The organism is Candidatus Gillettellia adelgis (assembly GCA_020541285.1).
GTDB lineage: Bacteria > Pseudomonadota > Gammaproteobacteria > Enterobacterales > Enterobacteriaceae > Gillettellia > Gillettellia adelgis.
This window is the reverse complement of sequence record CP047043.1, coordinates 870114-890888: the sequence shown is the minus strand read 5'-3', so window position 1 is coordinate 890888 and position 20775 is coordinate 870114. Positions and strand designations below refer to the sequence as shown.

General features: G+C 39.5%; 13 protein-coding genes and 2 pseudogenes. 14 read left to right on the top strand and 1 reads right to left on the bottom strand.

What is annotated here, in order from left to right:
- Positions 1-146: 146 nt before the first annotated feature.
- The 14 genes and pseudogenes from rsmH (at position 147) to lpxC (ending at position 17498) form a co-directional block, all read left to right on the top strand.
- Complete coding sequence (gene rsmH, locus GIY03_RS02000) at positions 147-1088, top strand: 16S rRNA (cytosine(1402)-N(4))-methyltransferase RsmH (protein ID WP_457913474.1); 942 nt, start codon at positions 147-149, stop codon at positions 1086-1088.
- Positions 1085-1330, top strand: a pseudogene (gene ftsL / locus GIY03_RS01995) (cell division protein FtsL); the annotation flags it as partial. The gene rsmH and the pseudogene ftsL, both read left to right, overlap by 4 nt.
- 113 nt (positions 1331-1443) lie before the next feature.
- Complete coding sequence (gene ftsI, locus GIY03_RS01990; protein ID WP_457913473.1) at positions 1444-3207, top strand: peptidoglycan glycosyltransferase FtsI; 1764 nt, start codon at positions 1444-1446, stop codon at positions 3205-3207.
- Positions 3194-4681: a UDP-N-acetylmuramoyl-L-alanyl-D-glutamate--2,6-diaminopimelate ligase gene (murE, locus tag GIY03_RS01985; RefSeq protein WP_457913472.1), complete on the top strand. Its 1488-nt coding sequence runs from the start codon at positions 3194-3196 to the stop codon at positions 4679-4681. The genes ftsI and murE overlap by 14 nt, the downstream gene beginning before the upstream one ends.
- Complete coding sequence (gene murF, locus GIY03_RS01980) at positions 4678-6030, top strand: UDP-N-acetylmuramoyl-tripeptide--D-alanyl-D-alanine ligase (RefSeq protein WP_457913471.1); 1353 nt, start codon at positions 4678-4680, stop codon at positions 6028-6030. Before murE ends, murF begins: the two co-directional genes overlap by 4 nt.
- Entirely contained in the window at positions 6024-7106 is a 1083-nt protein-coding gene (gene mraY / locus GIY03_RS01975; RefSeq protein WP_457913470.1) for a phospho-N-acetylmuramoyl-pentapeptide-transferase, read from the top strand. The genes murF and mraY overlap by 7 nt, the downstream gene beginning before the upstream one ends.
- Before the next feature lie 2 nt (positions 7107-7108).
- Positions 7109-8428, top strand: coding sequence for a UDP-N-acetylmuramoyl-L-alanine--D-glutamate ligase (gene murD, locus GIY03_RS01970; protein ID WP_457913973.1), 1320 nt, complete (start codon positions 7109-7111; stop codon positions 8426-8428).
- A complete protein-coding gene (ftsW, locus tag GIY03_RS01965; RefSeq protein WP_457913469.1) occupies positions 8425-9627 on the top strand; it encodes a cell division protein FtsW in 1203 nt (400 codons plus the stop codon). The genes murD and ftsW overlap by 4 nt, the downstream gene beginning before the upstream one ends.
- Positions 9624-10688 (top strand): undecaprenyldiphospho-muramoylpentapeptide beta-N-acetylglucosaminyltransferase, encoded by a 1065-nt coding sequence (gene murG, locus GIY03_RS01960; RefSeq protein ID WP_457913468.1) that lies wholly within the window; start codon positions 9624-9626, stop codon positions 10686-10688. The genes ftsW and murG overlap by 4 nt, the downstream gene beginning before the upstream one ends.
- An 80-nt stretch (positions 10689-10768) precedes the next feature.
- Positions 10769-12244 carry a UDP-N-acetylmuramate--L-alanine ligase gene (murC, locus tag GIY03_RS01955; RefSeq protein ID WP_457913467.1) on the top strand — a complete coding sequence of 492 codons (1476 nt, stop codon included), beginning with the start codon at positions 10769-10771 and terminating at the stop codon, positions 12242-12244.
- Positions 12237-13157 carry a D-alanine--D-alanine ligase gene (locus GIY03_RS01950; RefSeq protein WP_457913466.1) on the top strand — a complete coding sequence of 307 codons (921 nt, stop codon included), beginning with the start codon at positions 12237-12239 and terminating at the stop codon, positions 13155-13157. Before murC ends, GIY03_RS01950 begins: the two co-directional genes overlap by 8 nt.
- 836 nt (positions 13158-13993) lie before the next feature.
- A complete protein-coding gene (gene ftsA / locus GIY03_RS01945) occupies positions 13994-15253 on the top strand; it encodes a cell division protein FtsA (RefSeq protein WP_457913465.1) in 1260 nt (419 codons plus the stop codon).
- 73 nt (positions 15254-15326) lie between these two features.
- Entirely contained in the window at positions 15327-16478 is a 1152-nt protein-coding gene (ftsZ, locus tag GIY03_RS01940; protein ID WP_457913464.1) for a cell division protein FtsZ, read from the top strand.
- A 102-nt stretch (positions 16479-16580) separates the two neighbouring features.
- Positions 16581-17498 carry a UDP-3-O-acyl-N-acetylglucosamine deacetylase gene (lpxC, locus tag GIY03_RS01935; protein WP_457913463.1) on the top strand — a complete coding sequence of 306 codons (918 nt, stop codon included), beginning with the start codon at positions 16581-16583 and terminating at the stop codon, positions 17496-17498.
- A gap of 112 nt (positions 17499-17610) precedes the next feature.
- Here the strand turns inward: lpxC and GIY03_RS01930 are convergent.
- Positions 17611-18125: pseudogene (locus GIY03_RS01930) on the bottom strand (DUF721 domain-containing protein).
- Between the last annotated feature and the right edge of the window lie 2650 nt (positions 18126-20775).

Below are 20775 nucleotides of genomic sequence, written 5' to 3'. Positions count from 1 at the left end.
ATTTATTAGACGATAATATTAATTATAACATATTTGAGCTGTTAGCTAAGCATGCTTAACATTAAAGAAGTCAAGGATGTTATTGATGATAAACAGTCGTCTTGGGTAGTTTTATTAGAGCGACGATAGGATTTATTATTATAAGTATGTTAAAAGATTACGAACACATCACAGTACTATTAGATGAGGCGGTTAACGGTCTTAATATTCATAGTAACGGTATATATATTGACGGTACTTTTGGGTATGGTGGTCATTCTCGTAAAATTCTCTCACTACTAGGGAGGCATGGCCGTTTACTCGCAATTGATCGTGATCCGCAGGCGATTATATCGGCGCGATCCATTAATGATTCGCGCTTTACTATCATCAAAGGCCCATTTTCTGCTTTGTCGGAGTATGTGCGAGAGCGTAAACTTATAAGAAAAATCGATGGTATTCTTTTTGATTTTGGTATTTCTTCTCAGCAATTGAATGATGCAAAACGCGGTTTTTCTTTTATGCGTGATGGGCCGCTAGATATGCGTATGGACCCAAATACTAAGACATCTGCCGCTCAATGGTTGATGAAAGCAACAGCTCAAGATATTGCTTGGGTGTTAAAAAACTTTGGTGAAGAGCGCTTTGCTAAGGCGATCGCGCGCGCCATTGTAAAAAGAAATCGTATAACGCCAATTACTCATACTAAGCAATTAGCTGACCTCATTGCTCATACTACCCCCAATTACGAGAAACATAAACATCAGGCAACGCGTAGCTTCCAAGCGATTCGCATCTATATCAACAATGAACTAGAGGAAATTGAACAAGCACTTAATAGTGCACTAGAAGTATTAACCCCTGAGGGTCGTTTGTCGATTATTAGCTTTCATTCGCTAGAAGACCGTATTGTGAAACGTTTTATACGTTATTATAGCTGTGGTGCACAAGTACCAGCAGGTATACCGTTAACTGAAAAACAATTGCAAAAAATGGGGGGGGTTTTGTTAAACAGTCTGGGTAAAATAATGCCTTCAGCTACTGAAGTGGCAAGGAATCCACGCGCGAGAAGCGCGGTATTGCGTATTGCACAGAGGGTGCTTTCATGATTAGCAACCAACGTCATGGCTTGGTAGGAGCCATCATCAGTGACTTACTGCGTAACGATAAAGTTCCACTAATATTATTGGTTGCTGTGCTGGTTTCTGCTGTTTTTGTAGTAACTACGGTGCATTATACTCGCTTGCTAACCGCTGAGCGAGAACAGTTAATTCTAGAGCAGGCCACGCTAGATATTGAATGGCGTAACTTAATTTTAGAAGAGAATTCTCTCGGCGATTTAAGACGAATTTAATTTATTGTCACTAAGAAATTTATATGTAATATATTGATCTATTAACAGAAAATATTTTGTTGCACAATAATATATTCACTTAAATACCGGAATAGCAGAGAAGGAAATAGATGAAAACTACACGCGCCGGTAAATTAAAACATCAAGAATATCACATCAGCTGCGTGAATTGGCGTTTTGTGTTGTTATATAGCTGTATTTTATTAGCGATGCTCGGATTAATGCTGCGCATGGCTTATTTGCAAATCATCAATCCAGATCGTTTAGTCAAAGCAAGTAATCTACGTTCGTTGCGCGTGCAAGTATTACCTAGCGCAAGAGGTTTCATTAGCGATCGCGTTGGTCGTCCATTAGCAGTAAGTGTACCAGTTAACGCCATTTGGGCAGATCCACAAGCATTATATGTACATGGTTTTATTCGTTTAGATAGTCGCTGGCAGGCTCTGTCTAATGCACTGAATATACCGCTCGATAAACTTTTAAAACGTATTAATCTACACCCCAAAGGACGTTTTGTCTATTTGGCACGCCAGGTTAATCTGAATATTGGTAATTATATTCATAAACTGCAGCTACCAGGTATTTACATTAGCCAGGAATCGCGGCGTTACTATCCAGCTGGTCAGGTGATCTCTCATGTTATTGGTGTGACTAATATTGACGGCCAAGGTATCGAGGGTATTGAAAAGAGTTTTGACCAGTGGTTAACCGGGCAACCGGGTAAAAGAATTGTGCGAAAAGATCGTGATGGCCGAGTGATTGAAGATGTATCTTCAATAGATAGCCAGGAGGCGCATAACCTTATGTTAAGCATCGATAAGCGATTACAAGAATTTGTATATCGTCAACTAAATGATGCCGTAATCTTTAATAAAGCGAAATCTGGTACTGCAGTGCTAATTGATATAAACACCGGAGAAGTACTAGCGATGGCGAATAGCCCATCTTACAATCCAAATAATAAGAGTGATATGCCGCAAAACACTATGCGTAACTATGCTATTGCTGATGTATTCGAGCCTGGTTCTACCGTCAAGCCAATGGTACTGATGACTGCTTTGCAACACGGTATAGTGAAAGAAAATAGCTTATTAAATACAACGCCTTACTATATTCAAGGTTATAGCATTAAAGACGTAGTACGTTCTACGGAACTTTCGGTAGCTGAAATATTAAAGAGGTCAAGCAACGTTGGTGTCTCTAGGCTGGCATTAGCAATGCCGTCCTCAGCATTAGTAGAGACTTATTCCCGATTTGGGCTAGGAAAATCTACCAATTTAGGATTATCGGGAGAAAGTAGCGGTATATTCCCAACAAAACAACGGTGGTCTGATATAGAGAGAGCGACCTTCTCTTTTGGCTATGGATTGATGGTAACACCTTTACAGTTAGCACGCGTTTATGCAACGATCGGCGGTTTAGGTATGTATCGTCCATTATCAATTATTAAGGTTAATCGCCCAGTTATTGGTGAACGTGTCTTTCCTGAATCCTTAGTCCGTACCGTCATTCATATGATGGAAAGTGTGGCACTGCCTGGTGGTAGTGGGGAAAGAGCCGCTATTAAGGGATATCGTATTGCTATTAAAACCGGCACTGCAAAAAAAGTTGGTCAAGATGGTAAATACATTAGCCGCTATATCGCCTATACCGCTGGTATAGCTCCAGCCAGTCATCCGCGTTTTGCCTTAGTTGTGGTTATTAATGACCCGCAGGGTGGTAAGTATTATGGAGGAGTAATTTCTGCACCGGTATTTGGTACTATTATGGGCGGTGTATTGCGTACTATGAATATTCAGCCAGATGCATTACCCAGTAACTATAAAAATAAATTTGTTATAAATGAAACAGAAGGTATAGGTGGAAAATCGTAATTTTCGCGATTTACTCGCCCCGTGGGTACCAATGACACCTATATGCGAGCTACAGGGAATCACTTTAGATAGTCGTGTTGCAACGATTGGAGACTTATTCATCGCTGTTGTTGGCCATCATGTAGATGGACGCCGCTATATTTTACAGGCTATTAGCCAAGGTGTCACTGCAGTGATTGCAGAGGCTGATGGCCAAGCCAAAAACGCTGATATTGTTCACATTCACGGCGTTCCGATTATTTATTTAAGTCAATTAAATCAACGTCTTTCCGCCTTGGCTGGTCGTTTTTACCAGCATCCTGCTGAGCGTCTATGTTTAGTGGGTGTCACTGGCACTAACGGAAAAACTACGATTACACAATTATTAGCTCAATGGAGCCAACTTCTCGGCGAAACTAGTGCGGTTATGGGTACTATGGGTGATGGTTTACTAAACGATTTGTGTGCAGTGGAGAATACGACGGGCTCAGCAGTGAGGCTCCAATGTAAATTAAATAATCTTGCTGAACAAGGGGCAACCTTTGTTGCTATGGAGGTTTCTTCACACGGTTTAGTACAACACCGAGTTTCGGCACTGCCGTTTTCCGCTGCGGTCTTTACTAACTTAAGCCGCGATCATCTGGATTATCACGGCGACATGATTAATTACGAATTGGCTAAATGGGCATTGTTTTCTGAGCATAATGTAGGTCAGATGATTATTAATGCTGATGACCACATCGGCTATGATTGGTTATGTAAATTACCGGATGCAGTCGCCGTGACTATGCGAGATGACTTACTACTAAGTCATCATAGTCAATGGTTAAAAACCACTGCAATTAGCTATTATAAGAATAGTACTACCCTTTCCTTCAGATCTACGTGGGGTAACGGAGAGATTACAACTCATCTAAAAGGAGCTTTTAATCTCAATAATGTGTTGTTAGCGTTAGCAACGCTTTTGGCACTAGGCTATCCGTTAAACGAGTTAGTAAATACTTCTAGTTACTTGAAACCAGTATGCGGAAGGATGGAAGTATTTCATGTATCAGGAAAAACAATGGTAATTGTAGATTATGCTCATACGCCCGATGCGATACAAAAAGCGCTAGAAGCAAGTAGATTATACTGTCAAGGACGTTTATGGTGTGTTTTTGGTTGCGGTGGTGATCGTGATAAAGAAAAAAGGCCATTAATGGGTAGTATCGTAGAGAAGTTCGCCGATAGAATTGTGATTACTGATGACAATCCACGTACTGAAGAATCAAAAGTAATTATTAACGAGATACTTACTGGATTTCTGGATACTCAGCATGTTCTAATTATCCCTAATCGTACTAAAGCAGTGAGTCATGCTATTATACAAGCAAACGAAAAAGATATCGTCTTGATAGCAGGTAAAGGCCACGAAAATTATCAAGTGGTAGGTAACCGCATTTTTAACTACTCTGACCGTGTTACCGTTGCTCGATTATTGGGGATAATATTATGATTCCTGTCTCCCTCCGAGAACTAGCTAATATATTAAGTGCTGAGTTAATTGGTGTTAATCAATACATCAGTGAGGTAACAACAGATACACGTAAGGTATCTGCCGATTGCTTATTTGTTGCGTTACAAGGTAAGCGTTTTGATGCGCATAATTTTGCTTGTGCCTCACGTGCAAGTGCGCTTCTCGTGAGTCAGCGTTTAGCGCTGGATGTACCGCAGTTAATTGTGCCAGATACACAATTGGCATTAGGTAAACTTGCTGCTTGGGTTCGTCAGCAGGTACCGGCACGTATCGTAGCACTAACTGGTTCTTCTGGAAAGACATCAGTAAAAGAAATGACTGCTATGATTCTCAGTAAGTGCGGTAAAGTGCTTTATACCACAGGTAACCTTAACAATGAAATTGGTGTGCCATTGACGTTGTTGCGGCTTCAACCACAACATGAGTTTGCGGTGATTGAACTGGGCGCTAATCATATTGGCGAAATTGCTTATACCAGCAAATTAACATGTCCTCAGGCTGCTCTCATCAACAACTTAGCAGCCGCCCATCTAGAAGGTTTTGGTTCATTATCAGGGGTTGCAAAAGCAAAAGGTGAAATTTTTATGAGTCTTCCAGCTGATGGAATAGCAATCATTAACGCTGAAAATAACGATTTATCTCATTGGAAAAATGCGCTGCACGGAAAAACTGTATGGCGCTTCTCTGAGAAAGCTACAGGAGGGGTAGAGTTTTTTGCTAGCGAGGTGCAGAGTCATAGTAATAGTGTGCAATTACAGTTACATAGCCCATTTGGGTGCGCGAAGATTACGTTGCCTGTGCCAGGTCGTCATAATGTAGCTAATGCTTTAGCAGCAGCAGCTCTGGCAATGTCTGTGGGTGCTTCACTACAGTCGGTATGTCAGGGGTTGCAACAGTTACAGGCATTACCGGGGCGTATATTCCCGATTGTTTTGGCAAAGAATAAGCTTCTTTTGGATGATAGTTACAACGCTAATGTTGGGTCAATGACTACTGCTATACAAGTTTTAGCAGAGATGCCAGGTTATCGTGTAATGGTAGTAGGTGATATGGCTGAGTTAGGCGTAGAGGCAAAAAAATACCATCGTAAAGTTGGTGAAGTTGCTCGTCTAGCTGGTATCGACAAAGTAATCAGTATTGGTGTTTTAAGTCAAGTGTTAAGTGTGGCGTCGAACAACGGTGAACATTATAAAGATAAAGAAGGCGTAATTGCGCGAGTGAAAGAATTACTGTCTCTACATAATCTGATTACTATATTAATAAAAGGTTCACGTAGTGCCGCAATGAATCAGATAGTCTGTGCATTACAGGAAAATACACTATGCTAGTTTGCCTAAGTGAGTATTTAGTTAAATATTATTCAGCCCTAAACGTCTTTTCCTACCTAACGTTTAGGGCTATTGTGAGCTTATTGACTGCGTTGTTCCTTTCTCTATGGATGGGGCCTATTATAATTCGTTACCTTGAGGAAATATCCTGTAGCCAGGTAGTACGCAAGGATGGCCCGGTATCGCATTTTAGCAAGTGCGATACCCCAACTATGGGTGGTCTTATCATTCTAAGTTCCATTATTATTTCGGTATTAATGTGGGCTCACCCATCTAATCCGTATATATGGTTTGTGCTTTTAGTGCTTGTGAGTTATGGCCTTGTTGGCTTTATTGATGATTATCGCAAGGTAGTACGTAAAGACGTTAAAGGATTAGTTGCTTTTTGGAAGTACTTATGGCAGTCAATAATAGCACTGATCGTCGCTTTCACAATGTATACTATAGGTAACGGTACAGTAGCTACTGCACTAGTAGTGCCGTTCTTTAAAGACATTATACCACAGCTCGGTCTGTTATATATATTGCTAGCTTATGTTGTAATCGTGGGAACGAGTAACGCAGTCAACTTAACGGATGGGCTTGATGGGTTAGCGATTATGCCCGTAGTATTTTTATCCGCTGCATTTGCATTGATAGCCTGGGCAACAAGTAATATGCACTTTGCTAACTATTTACATATTCCGTATTTGCGTTACGCAGGTGAATTAGTAATTGTCTGTACTGCGATTGTTGGTGCTGGTCTTGGCTTCCTATGGTTTAATACTTATCCTGCACAAGTGTTTATGGGTGATATTGGCTCGTTAGCATTAGGTGGGGCATTAGGCACTACCGCAGTGTTGTTGCGTCAGGAGTTTTTATTATTAATTATGGGTGGTGTATTTGTCTTTGAGACGCTCTCGGTTATTTTACAAGTAGGATCGTATAAGTTGCGTAGACAACGTGTTTTCCGCATGGCACCGATTCATCATCACTATGAATTAAAAGGTTTGCCAGAACCGCGAATAATTGTACGTTTTTGGATTATTTCTCTGATTCTGGTGTTGATCGGTCTGGCGACGTTAAAGGTACGGTAATCATGCGGGATTATCAGGGTAAAAAGATTATTATTATTGGGTTAGGGATCACAGGACTAGCCTGTATTGATTTCTTTATGGCGCATGGAATTGTGCCATCTGTTATGGATACACGGATTGCACCACCCGGGCTAGAGAATTTACCAAGAAGCTTAAAACGCCACTTAGGTAGTTTGCACCAGGACTGGCTATTGTCAGCTGATTTAATTGTTATTAGCCCAGGTATAGCACTTTCGAGTCCAGAATTACGTACCGCTGCGAAAGCCGGAGTGGAAATCGTCGGAGATATTGAGCTATTCTGTCACGAAGCGCAAGCACCTATCGTGGCGATTACTGGTTCAAATGGTAAAAGCACTGTCACTGCCTTAGTGGGTGAGATGGCAAAATCCGCTGGCTTAGTAGTAGGTATAGGTGGTAATATTGGTCTACCAGCCTTGCACTTACTAAAGCAGCAGTACAAACTGTATATACTGGAGCTATCAAGCTTTCAGCTTGAAACAATTTATAGCTTACGTGCAGCGTCAGCAACTATTTTAAACCTCTCTGAAGATCACATTATACGCTACCCACGTGGTTTTCAGCAATATCGTTTAGCTAAATTGCGTATTTACAAAAACGCGTCTATTTGTGTAGTAAATACCGACGATCCTTTGACTTTACCAATAGATGGTACTAACGCACGATGCGTTAGCTTTGGTGCATACCAAGGCGACTATCACTTAATCTTCCAACAGGGTGAAACCTACTTGTGTGTATATGGCGAGATAGTTCTGCACACCCGCGAGATGAAGCTGACTGGTCGTCATAACTATATTAACGCCTTGGCAGCACTCGCTCTAGCTGATTCTATTAATATTCCACGTGCTTTTAGCTTAAAAACACTAACCACGTTTACTTGCTTACCACACCGATTTCAGTTGGTATATGAATTTAATGGCGTACGCTGGATTAATGATTCTAAATCCACAAATGTTGGTAGCACAAAAGCAGCACTCAGTAATCTAAAAATAAAAGGTATATTGCATCTTCTGCTTGGCGGTGATGGTAAATCTGCAGATTTTTCTCCATTGCTGCCCTATGTGCAGGGAGATAATATACGTTTGTACTGTTTTGGTCGCGATGGTGCACAATTGGTGAAATTGCGGCCATCAGTCGCTACTTTAACTGAAACTTTAGAACAGGCAATGCGTATTATCGCTTGTCAGGTACAGCCTGATGATGTGGTGTTATTATCTCCGGCTTGCGCGAGTCTTGATCAGTTCCATAATTTTGAAATGCGTGGTGATAGCTTTTCTCGCTTAGCTCAAGAGCTAAGCGAATGAATCGGCGCTCACTTAGCTTCTCTCTGAGAAAAGTAAGAAAAAGCTGGGTAACTGTATTACCTGGCGATTCTGCCGCGATTATGTATGATCGCACGTTACTTTGGTTAACATTTGGTTTAGCGATTATCGGCTTCGTGATGGTAACATCCGCTTCTATACCCATTGGTCAGCGCTTGGCAGATGATCCTTTTCTTTTTGCTAAGCGCGACGCGCTTTATCTTGTTTTAGCTTTTAGTTTATCCATGATCACCTTACGTATACCGATGGATATTTGGCAGCGTTACAGTGGTATAATGTTGTTAATATCAATAGTAATGCTACTAATTGTTTTAGTAGTTGGAAACTCGGTAAATGGAGCATTACGCTGGATTGCGCTAGGTCCATTACACGTTCAGCCCTCTGAATTATCCAAACTGTCACTGTTGTGCTATTTAGCTAGCTATTTAGTCCGTAAGGTTGAAGAAGTACGTAACAATTTTTGGGGATTTTGTAAGCCGATGAGTGTAATGGTAGTGTTAGCGGTGTTGTTGCTGGCACAGCCAGATTTTGGAGATGTAGTAATACTTTTTGTTATTACTATGGCTACACTGTTCTTAGCAGGAGCGAAAATATGGCAGTTTATAACGATTATTGGCTCTGGCATATTCACTGTAGTTTTACTGATTATTTCCGTACCTTACCGTATGCGCCGCATGACATCATTTTGGAATCCTTGGTCTGATCAGTTTGGTAGCGGTTATCAGCTTACTCAATCGTTAATGGCTTTTGGGCGCGGTGAGTTATGGGGGCAAGGGTTGGGAAACTCAGTACAGAAGTTAGAGTATTTGCCAGAGGCGCATACTGATTTTATCTTCTCGATTTTAGGTGAAGAACTAGGTTATATTGGTGTATGTTGCAGTTTACTAATGGTTTTTTTAGTGGCTTTTCGCGCGATGTTAATTGGTCGTCGAGCATTGACAAGCGATCAACAGTTTTCCGGATTTTTAGCCTGCTCTATTGGCGTGTGGTTTAGCTTGCAAGCACTGGTTAACGTTGGTGCGGCGGCTGGTTTATTACCGACTAAGGGTTTAACATTACCATTGATTAGTTATGGTGGTTCGAGTCTAATCGTTATGTCGACAGCAATTGTATTATTATTACGTATTGATCATGAAACACGGCTGGCTACAGTTCAAGCTTTTCTTAAGAGGTCACAATGAGTAGGAGACCTAAACGCTTAATAGTGATAGCAGGCGGTACCGGTGGGCATGTGTTTCCGGGGCTGGAGATTGCACATTACTTGATTTCACGTGGATGGCAGGTACGTTGGCTTGGAACAGCAGATCGAATTGAAGCAGATTTAGTACCGAAGAACGGCATTAAAATTGATTTTATTCGTGTTGATAGTCTTCGTGGAAAAGGAGTAAGATCTCAAGTAATTGCATTGTTACGTATCTGGCAGGCGGTTTGGCAATCGATACTCATCATGCGTCGCTTTCAGCCAGATGTAGCACTTGGAATGGGGGGGTATGTTGCAGGGCCTGGTAGTTTATCTGCGTGGTTTTGCGGTATTCCAGTGTTATTACATGAGCAGAACGGTATTGCCGGTCTGACAAATCGTTGGCTAATGCATATTGCTAAAATAGTTCTACAGGCTTTCCCGGGTGCATTTGTAAATGCTACAGTAGTAGGCAATCCATTACGCAAGGATATACTAACTCTTCCGACGCCCGTTAAACGTCTACGCGGTCGCGTCGGTCTTATCCGAGTATTAGTAACTGGTGGAAGTCAGGGAGCGCAAGTGCTTAATCAGATTGTTCCTAAAATTGCTGCACGCTTAAGCGATAAAATAACGCTTTGGCATCAGGTAGGAAAAGGAGCTATGGATAAGGTTCTTTGTGATTATGAGGGGCTACAGCAGACACAATATATAGTAACCGAATTTATTGACGACATGTCTGCGGCTTATTCTTGGGCTGACGTAGTAATATGTCGTGCCGGTGGACTCACTGTAAGTGAAGTTGCTGCCGTAGGTTTACCAGCGATTTTTGTGCCGTTTCCGCACAAAGACCGTCAGCAGTACTTGAACGCTAGACCACTGGAAGAAGCGGGTGCTGCCAAGATTCTTGAACAACCGCAGTTCAATGCTGACACAGTATGCAATTTATTAACGACTTGGAATCGCCCTATGTTATTAGCAATGGCCGAAAAAGCACGTACAGTAGCTATTCTTGATTCTACTGAGCGTATAGCAAAAGAATTAATACGCTTAGCTCAATAACTATTAGGGGTGTGTAGCATATTAATTTACATTATAAAGACCGCAATACTTGATAAGTCCTGTTTGGATGATAAAAGGTGATGAATATACAGCAATTAGCAAAATTACGCACTATAGTACCTGAGATGCGGCGAATAAGACACATCCATTTTATTGGAATTGGTGGAGCTGGTATGGGAGGTATTGCCGAAGTGTTAGTTCACGAAGGTTATAAAATCAGTGGTTCTGACTTGATAGCGAATTCGGTAACCTATCATTTAAGCATACTCGGTGCAACAATTTATTTTAATCACCGTAAGGAAAATATCTTAAATGCGAGTGTAGTGGTAGTATCTAGTGCTATCTCTGACAATAATCCGGAGATCGTGGCCGCCCGCGCAGCACATATCCCAGTGATCCGCCGCGCTGAGATGCTGGCTGAATTAATGCGGTTTCGTTATGGTATTGCTATTGCTGGTACGCACGGCAAGACAACCACAACGGCAATGATATCAAGTATTTATGCCGAAGCTGGTTTGGACCCGACATTTATTAATGGTGGTTTACTAAAGGCGGCAGGAACCCATGCGCATTTAGGTTCTAGTCGTTATCTAATTGCAGAAGCAGATGAAAGTGATGCATCTTTCTTATATTTGCAGCCGATCGTAGCCATTATCACTAATATTGAACCTGAACATATGGAGACTTATCAAGGTAATTTTGAAAACTTGAAACAGACTTTTATTAGTTTTTTGCATAATCTGCCGTTTTACGGCCTTGCAGTGCTGTGTATTGATGATCCCGTTATACAGGAGTTATTACCGTGTGTAGAGCGCCACATCACTACTTATGGTTTTAGTGAGCATGCTGACGTTCTTATCGAAAAATATCACCAGCTAGGGGAAAAAGGGTACTTCACTTTAAGAAGACAGGGTAATCCAATAATAAATGTAACCTTAAATGCACCGGGTCGTCATAATGCGCTCAATGCAGCAGCAGCAGTGGCAGTGGCGACTGAAGAAGGAATTTGCGATAAAGATATCGTACATGCGTTAACATGTTTTCAGGGTACGGATCGCCGCTTTGAGTTCCTTGGTGAATTCTCTTTAGCTTCAGTGAATGGGAAAATAGGTAGTACAATATTAGTAGATGATTATGGACATCATCCTACTGAAGTGGATGCCACATTGAAAGCAGTACGCAGTGGTTGGGCAAATAAGCGCTTAGTAATGATCTTTCAGCCTCATCGTTATACACGCACTCGTGATTTATATGATGATTTTGCTAATGTATTATCGCAGGTAGATGTGTTATTAATGCTTGAGGTATACGGTGCGGGTGAAACACCGATTCCCGGTGCAGATAGTCGCGCATTATGTCGTACCATTCGAAGACGAAGCAAGCTGGATCCAATTTTAGTGTCTAATGTTAATAACGTACCAGAAATCTTAGCGCAACTTTTACAGGCTGATGATTTGGTGCTAGTACAAGGTGCTGGTAACATAGGTAAAATCGCTCGAAAATTAGCTGATTTTCAGCTCAAACCGCAGAAAAAAGCGGAGGAGTACTGTGTTTGATAAAGTTGCTGTTTTACTGGGAGGCACTTTCTCTGAGCGTGCAATATCATTGCAATCTGGTGCTGCTGTATTAGCAGCTTTGCGCGAAGTTAAGATTAACGCTTATGGCATAGATCCGCGAGACTTCCCTGTTACACAACTAAAAAACCAGGGATTTAATAAAGTATTTATTGCGCTACACGGTCGTGGTGGTGAAGATGGTACCGTACAAGGGTTACTAGAGTGTCTTGAATTACCTTATACCGGTAGCGGTGTGATGGCATCAGCGCTGAGTATAGATAAATGGCGTAGTAAAATGTTATGGCAGTCTATGAATCTTCCGGTAGCATCTTATATAGTTCTGAATCGTCAGCAGTATTTTAACGAAAAAAACGTAGCACTACTGAATCGGATAACTTTACTTGGTCTACCTGTAATTGTCAAACCCAGTCGTGAAGGTTCTAGTATCGGTATAAGTAAAGTGAGTGAGCATAGTGCACTTGAGACAGCATTAAGCAATGCTTTTCGCTATGATGACGCAGTATTGGTAGAAAGATGGCTGAGTGGTCCAGAATATACTGTGGCAATCTTAGGTGATCAAGCACTACCGTCGATCCGCATTCAGCCCCCAGGTATCGCTTATGATTATCAGGCTAAATATATCTCAGATAATACTCTGTATTTTTGCCCCAGTGGTTTGAGCAAAGAACAGGAAATTGAGATAGCGAAAATAGCGTTGTCTGCCTACCATGGACTAGGCTGCCGTGGCTGGGGTCGCGTAGACTTAATGCAGGATAATGATGGTTGCTTCTATGTGCTTGAGATAAATACCTCTCCTGGTATGACGAAAAATAGTCTAATGCCGATAGCAGCACGTCAGTCTGGATTAACCTTTTCGCAACTGGTAATAAAAATTTTATCATTAGCGGAATGATATGTTTTAAGTTGCTATGCATATACAATATGACTACATGAGTAATAACTTACAACGCAGCGATAGACATTAATTAATCAGAACACCCTATAACTTACAAGGCACTAATGAAATGTATAAAGTCGCTAATTATTTGTCATTGTATCGATTGATAGTGACGAACAGTGTAATAATACTACTAATAATGCAATTTAGCAAGTAATCTTGGTATGAAACATATCAGTGATATTTTTAATACTAAATTTCAATGTCGTTCAGAAGAAGAACGTACAATTATTTTAGATTCAGTATAACTGCGTACGTAAACAATAACCACACACAGAAATTTATCAGGTGCTTAGCACCTGCCAGGTAGTCTAATGGCATGAGCTGTTCGAGATAAATACTTATAGCACATTGTTCATTGTACGCATAGAATAGAAACGGGTGCTATAGATATAGCTATGACGCTGTGGCTAAAAGGAGTAAAAAGGAAAGCTGAGAAGATTCTTATAGCATGACAACCATCATTAACAGATAATGAATATATAATAAATATACTAACTATACGCGTTCATTATTCCTAATGCCTAGAGGTTGGCTTGTAGAGGATAACAACTAATTTGCATGAGAAAACAGCTAATTATATAGGTCTTACATAGTGATTCATCAACTTTTCTGCGCTGGTAGCAGCAAGATATAGACGGAAAGCAAGTGATTTAGCTATTTGAATTGTGCGATGCATGCAGCATCCGGTAAGTTAGATTCTGCTACTTATGACAACCAGGCAGCATTTGATACTAAACCAATAGTAATAAGCGATAGGATCAAATAAAGGTATAGGCATAGGGAAAAAAATGATCAAATTTAGGGACAGAAAACTGGTAGTTGGACTAGAAATCGGTACTTCAAAAGTCTGTGCACTAGTGGGAGAAGTTCTGTCTGATGATAGTATAGTTAATATTATTGGAGTAGGAGATTGTCCATCACGTGGTATGGATAAGGGCGGTGTAAACGACCTAGAGTTAGTAGTAAAGTGTGTACATCGTGCGATTGATCAGGCTGAAATGATGGCGGATTGCCATATTTCTTCAGTTTATCTTGCATTGTCAGGACAACATATTCGTTGCCAAAACGAAATAGGAATGGTGCCTGTATCAGAGGAAGAAGTGACCCAAGAAGACGTGGAAATTGTAGTACATACTGCTAAATCGGTACGTATTTGTGATGAACACCGAATCCTACATGTCATTCCTCAGGAATACGCTATCGACTATCAGGAGGGTATTAAAAACCCCGTTGGGCTGTCTGGTTTACGCATGCAGGCTAAGGTGCATTTAATCACATGCCATAATGATATGGCAAAAAATATTATTAAAGCTACAGAACGTTGTGGTTTAAAAGTTGACCAACTTATTTTTTCTGGTTTAGCTGCGAGCTATGCAGTGCTCACTGAAGATGAGCGTGAATTGGGTGTTTGTGTTGTGGATATTGGTGGTGGCACTATGGATATAACTATTTATACTGATGGTGCACTACGTGATACCACAGTAATCCCTTATGCTGGCAAGGTGGTTACAAGTGATATTGCCTATGCTCTTGGTACACCTCCTCTAGATGCAGAGATGCTTAAAATTAAGCATGGCTGTGCGTTGGAATCGATGGTCAAAAAGGATGAGAATGTAGTTGTGCCTAGTGTTGGAGGGCGTCCTGCACGTAATGTGCAAAAACAGACACTAGCGGGAGTCATTGAGCCAAGATATACTGAATTATTAACTCTTGTGAACGACAGAATTTTACAATTGCAAGAACAACTGCGTCAGCAGGGAGTGAAATATCATCTAGCAGCAGGAGTTGTATTAACAGGAGGTGCAGCTCAAATTGATGGTTTATCAACTTGCGCGCAACAGGTCTTTCATACCCAAGTACGCATTGCGCAACCTTTGAATATCACAGGTCTAACGGATTATACAGAGAAGCCTTATTACTCTACGGTGATAGGTCTGCTGCACTATGGAAAAGAATGTTACTTACACAATAAGACAGAAATAGAAAAACATACCGCAGTTAGCAATTGGTTGAAACGTATTCATAGCTGGCTACGAAAGGAATTTTAATGTTTTCTAAAAAGAATTATTGTAGGTCATCTTTATATAATCTGAACAAGATAGATAAGAAAGGAAGAAAACTATGTTTGAACCAATAGAATTAACCAATGACGCAGTCATTAAAGTTATTGGTGTTGGCGGTGGTGGTGGAAATGCCGTTGAACATATGGTGCGTGAGCACATTGAAGGCGTTGAATTCTTTGTCGTTAATACAGATGCTCAAGCACTTCGTAAAACAGTGGTTGGTCATACCATTCAGATTGGTAGTACTGTTACCAAAGGTTTAGGGGCAGGTGCAAATCCAGAAGTAGGTCGCAATGCAGCAGAAGAGGATCGTGAAGCTTTACGTAGTGCACTAGATGGTGCAGATATGATATTCATTGCATCCGGAATGGGAGGCGGTACCGGAACTGGCGCAGCGCCAGTAGTAGCTGAAGTCGCTAAAGATTTAGGTATTTTAACTGTCGCTGTGGTGACTAAGCCATTTAATTTTGAAGGTAAGAAGCGTCTTGCATTTTCTGAACAGGGCATTGCTACATTATCCAAGCATGTAGACTCCCTGATTACGATCCCGAACGATAAGTTACTAAAAGTTTTGGGTCGTGGTATTTCTCTATTAGATGCGTTTAGTGCAGCCAACGACGTGTTAAAAGGTGCAGTTCAGGGAATTGCTGAACTTATTACTCGCCCAGGTTTAATGAACGTTGATTTTGCTGATGTGCGCACTGTGATGTCTGAAATGGGTTATGCGATGATGGGCTCTGGTATTGCGTGTGGTGAAGATCGTGCTGAAGAAGCATCAGAATTAGCAATCTCTAGTCCACTTTTAGAAGATATTGATTTATCTGGTGCTCGCGGTGTGTTAGTTAATATTACGGCGGGTTTCGATCTGCGTTTGGATGAGTTTGAAACGGTGGGTAATAGTATTCGCGCCTTTGCTTCTGATAACGCCACTGTAGTGATTGGTACTGCACTTGACCCAGAGATGAACGATGAATTGCGTGTTACCGTAGTAGCGACGGGTATCGGTATGGAGCAGCGTCCTGAAATTACCTTAGTGACTAATAAACAAGTGAATCAGCCTGTGTTTGATTATCGTTATCAACAACATGGTATTTTACCATTGTCGCAGGAAGTAAAAACAGGTAGGGTAATTAATAATCAATCTATGCAGTCGAATAAAGAAGCAGACTACCTTGATATTCCTGCGTTTCTGCGTAAACAGGCTGATTAAATGTTTTAAGAATATAATGTCTCTGCGTTTTGTGCTATACTAGCTATGCTAGCTGCAGTACATATTTAGTCGGTAGGATAGATGATATTGCGAGATAAAATAATGATCAAACAAAGGACATTAAAACGTATTGTCCAAGTGACAGGCGTCGGTTTGCACGCTGGAAAAAGAGTCACTTTAACAATGCGTCCCGCACCAGCGAATACTGGTGTCATTTATCGTCGCATCGACCTGAATCCACCGGTTGTTTTTTTAGCTAACGCAAAATCTGTACGTGATACTATGCTCTGTACTTGCTTAATGAATGAGCAAGAAGTACGTGTCTCTACTATTGAACACTTGCATGCTGCATTGGCTGGATTGGGTATTGATAATATTATTATTGATGTTGATGCCCCTGAAATACCAATTATGGATGGTAGTGCTAGTCCGTTTGTATTTTTGTTGTTAGATGCTGGTATTAAAGAGTTAAATTTTTCAAAGAAATTCCTACGTCTAAAAGATAGTGTTCGTGTTGAAGAAGATGATAAATGGGCTGAGCTATCTCCCTATAACGGATTTCTTTTAGATTTTACGATTGATTTTAACCACCCAGCTATTAATCCTAGCACACAACGTTATCGTCTTGATTTTTCTACTGATTCGTTTGTTCGTCAAATCAGTCGCGCGCGTACTTTTTGTTTTATGCGTGATATTGAATGTCTGCAGTCGCGTGGTTTGGCTTTAGGTGGTAGCTTTGAATGTGCCATTGTACTAGATGATTATTGTGTGTTGAATGAAGGCGGCCTGCGTTTTGAAGATGAATTTGTACGTCATAAAATACTAGATGCTATTGGTGATTTATTTATATGTGGCCACAATATTATCGGTGCATTCACCGCGTATAAGTCAGGTCATGCGCTGAATAATAAGCTATTGCAGACTGTGTTAGCTAGGAAGGCAGTGTGGGACTACATTATAGTGCAGAATGAAGTAGACATACCCTTAGCATTTAAGGCATCCTCTACTGCGTTAGCGTAAATATCTGTATCTTCAACAGAGATGAAATGTGAAAAACAATTGGAGAGGTACTGTACGTTAGTCTATAAAATGCATATTTATCATAGCTAATTGTTTCAGTAAAAGCGAACTTCTATGTTGCTAAGCATTTATCATAGTGTGATAAATTAGTATTTACCGCGGTTAATACTATTAGTCTTTTTAATATTTTCTTAGATTCTCTGGGCTGCTGAGCGCTAATTCGCTCAGTTCCATAGTATTTTTATGATTTAGACGAGGAAGTAGTGCAGACGGTGTTGCATTTTTGCTTTGATTATTACCCGCTTGTATTAAACCTGGATAAATTTTGATATCGATCGACGATAATGACGGTAGAATTTTTTCTTTTAGTGTAGAAAGTAATATAGATTGTTCATAGCGTAATCTCATCATCCAACTAGCATTTGCTACTTCTAATATTAAAACACCTTGTCGAACGTTCCTAACGCGGCACCAAGGATGTAATTGAGCAGGTAAAAAGTGTTGTACTGCTCGGTTAAGTTTTAGTAGCGCGAGTGCACGTTTCTTAATGTTATATAATATGACTTGGTCTGTTATAAGATGGTTGTCGCATAGTGTCTCTAATAATTTTGGATAGCTATGACGCATAATGGCTCCGTTTAGAGTATAAGCTTACGATAAGCTTTATGAATCTTTTATGATAACATAGGTTGAGATTATTTTCACACCCTCTCCTATCAGGAGAAGGTGCAGTTGCCGTGATTAGTAATTAATCAAGTAACCCACTTCATTCTACCGCTTATAGTAGCAGTATAAAACTAGTGATCTAAGTGCAAGTATTATATTCATAATAACCTCTTAAAGGTCATCCCATAAGAAAAAATTACTGTTAAATTTAAGTTTGTAGAAAAACAAGGTTTCCACGATCAATATTTTATTTATACCACATTTACCATAGTGCTAAACGTTAATTCTTTGGTCATCAGTCGCTGCGTGACTAGTTTTTCCTAAAAGAGTAAGTCAAGCTTATTCAACGAACGTTGCATTTTTAAAGAGTTTGAAATTACAATCATAAAGAAGTAAATCTAATATTAAATATAGAGCATAGATCTTAACACGGTGATTGCTATCTTCATTTCAGGTTAATTTGACAGTATTTTGGTGATCAACGTATTTAGAGTGTGATACTGTGCTTTTTTTAGAGTAGATTTAGTATTTATTGCGGTGTCACAGTGGTTATTGATCATATCACTAACTAGATAAATAAGTTAAAGAATACATGGTGTTATTTAAGTCACTCGAATAAAAATAATTTAACATCATAAGTGCTTTTGTATGCGTTATAAGTATTATCTCTAATCTAATGCCATAGCAGCAGAGTCAAAATAAATCATTGATATCTTTACTAGGTAATTCAAAAACAACAAATGTTAGTACCAAGTATTAGTTTACAAATCTAAAGAGCGAATAATATATATTAACATCCTTAATATTATTAATAGCTAGTTTAGAGGTATACAATTCACTAATCTAGTCTGAGAATATTATTCGTACTTAAGTAAGTAGATATACGCTAGACTTTCATGGTATTGTTTTGGCTGCATTACTCGTTAATTAGTAAAGTAATCAGGTCTCCCTTGAACGGCTTGATCATCACTATACTAGGGTGTAGATGCTTCACAAGCTATCTTTATTATAAAACTTTATCGCTCTCAAAGAATCAGTTTTTTTAATAAAAAATATATAGTGTTGTAGTAATTATTGTGTAACTAAGGTATGAGCAAATAAGATTGCTACTTAGATAAGTAGACAATAAAGTTGATGTAGGCTAATGCAAATAGCATCAGTGTGAATAAATCAACACTACTAGATAATAGTGGCATTATACTTAAAATTATTGGGAATAATAATTTTTTATAAGTAACTTTATGTCATGCGTATGAGACTTACATTCATTACCGAGTAAGAATAGCACGAAAGTGCCGTTATCTCTGATACCATTATTAAAAGAGAACGTAATGGTAAAGGGTATTCTTTAATTTCTTAGTACTGCAAACTATAAAATCGTTTTTTAGGTTTTTGCTTATCTGATACTACATTAAATGAGTATAATAGAAGTAAGTATTTTAAGAATAGCATAATAAATATTTCAGATAACAACTTTGCAAGATCACCTGGGTATCGGATGGTGCATAACATTATTAGTTATCTGACGGATGATGTTTTTATTAACCATGTAAATTATTATGGGTAAGTTAATAAATAACAAGAGTGAATATTTTATATCTTGCGATAGGCATGACTACATGGTCACACAAAATAGTGGTAGCTTATAGAAAACCATCTAGTCTATCTTATTTAAATATAGCAAAAGCATAATATATGTCTATAGCAGCCTATATGACACTATAATAGGCGAGTGTGCTAAGAAATTTTTTATTTATTGAAGTTGTTATTTAAAACTAAGAAAGAATTAATATATGATGGGACATATGTCCATAACAGTATAGACACTACAAGTCGAGGCAGTTGTGTTTATCCAAGTATTATAATTCACTAAAATATAAACAATATAGATAAAGCGATGCTCTGTGAGCACGATAATCTTAATAGTAAGAACACTGGCCATTTTATCACAATTATAAAAATTTAGCCGATAATCGATAGGGTGCATACACTCCCTAATAACATAAGATATTACCAGTAGCACTGGTGTAAGGCGAACGGTGGTAGTAATAAATGCTAAGCTTGAGAGTTTAACGCAAGAGACAACATCTAAAGCTGATGAAAAATCTGTAGACAGTCATATGTAATACGGTAAGCAACTTCTGTTGTGGTGTACTAAAAGGTATTGCGATAGACAGTACATGGTTGTTGTATAAGTTTTCTTCAGACTGATGCAATTACTTGCAGCATTAATGATCAGCGCTAGATACTAATAGAATGTATGCGAAAATTCATCGCATACATAACATTATTAAACACATGGGTATAAAATGTTTAATACTGTGAGCGTATCAGAGTAGCTGTTCTGCTAAGCATTAGATAAAAGAAAGAAAATTATATTCTCAATTGCGAAAGTAGCAAGAATATAAAAGATAGGATCTATTCTAATAGAATATATTAATAAGTGACTAGAATAAGAGACACTCATTCATGCACAGACAATTTAAGGTATGACACTATACAGTAGGCTACCTATAGCCCGTATAAGTCTAATATAAAACAACCTATGGTCTTGCATGGGCGGTTAGGTATTTATGCTGGCGTAATTCTCGAAGATTACTTTTACTTGTAC

Bases quoted from the DNA above. Each gene is read 5' to 3' on its own strand.
- rsmH (WP_457913474.1), top strand. From the start codon at position 147: ATGTTAAAAGATTACGAACACATCACAGTACTATTAGATGAGGCGGTT.
- ftsI (WP_457913473.1), top strand. From the start codon at position 1,444: ATGAAAACTACACGCGCCGGTAAATTAAAACATCAAGAATATCACATC.
- murF (WP_457913471.1), top strand. From the start codon at position 4,678: ATGATTCCTGTCTCCCTCCGAGAACTAGCTAATATATTAAGTGCTGAG.
- mraY (WP_457913470.1), top strand. From the start codon at position 6,024: ATGCTAGTTTGCCTAAGTGAGTATTTAGTTAAATATTATTCAGCCCTA.
- murD (WP_457913973.1), top strand. From the start codon at position 7,109: ATGCGGGATTATCAGGGTAAAAAGATTATTATTATTGGGTTAGGGATC.
- ftsW (WP_457913469.1), top strand. From the start codon at position 8,425: ATGAATCGGCGCTCACTTAGCTTCTCTCTGAGAAAAGTAAGAAAAAGC.
- murG (WP_457913468.1), top strand. From the start codon at position 9,624: ATGAGTAGGAGACCTAAACGCTTAATAGTGATAGCAGGCGGTACCGGT.
- murC (WP_457913467.1), top strand. From the start codon at position 10,769: ATGAATATACAGCAATTAGCAAAATTACGCACTATAGTACCTGAGATG.
- ftsA (WP_457913465.1), top strand. From the start codon at position 13,994: ATGATCAAATTTAGGGACAGAAAACTGGTAGTTGGACTAGAAATCGGT.
- ftsZ (WP_457913464.1), top strand. From the start codon at position 15,327: ATGTTTGAACCAATAGAATTAACCAATGACGCAGTCATTAAAGTTATT.
- lpxC (WP_457913463.1), top strand. From the start codon at position 16,581: ATGATCAAACAAAGGACATTAAAACGTATTGTCCAAGTGACAGGCGTC.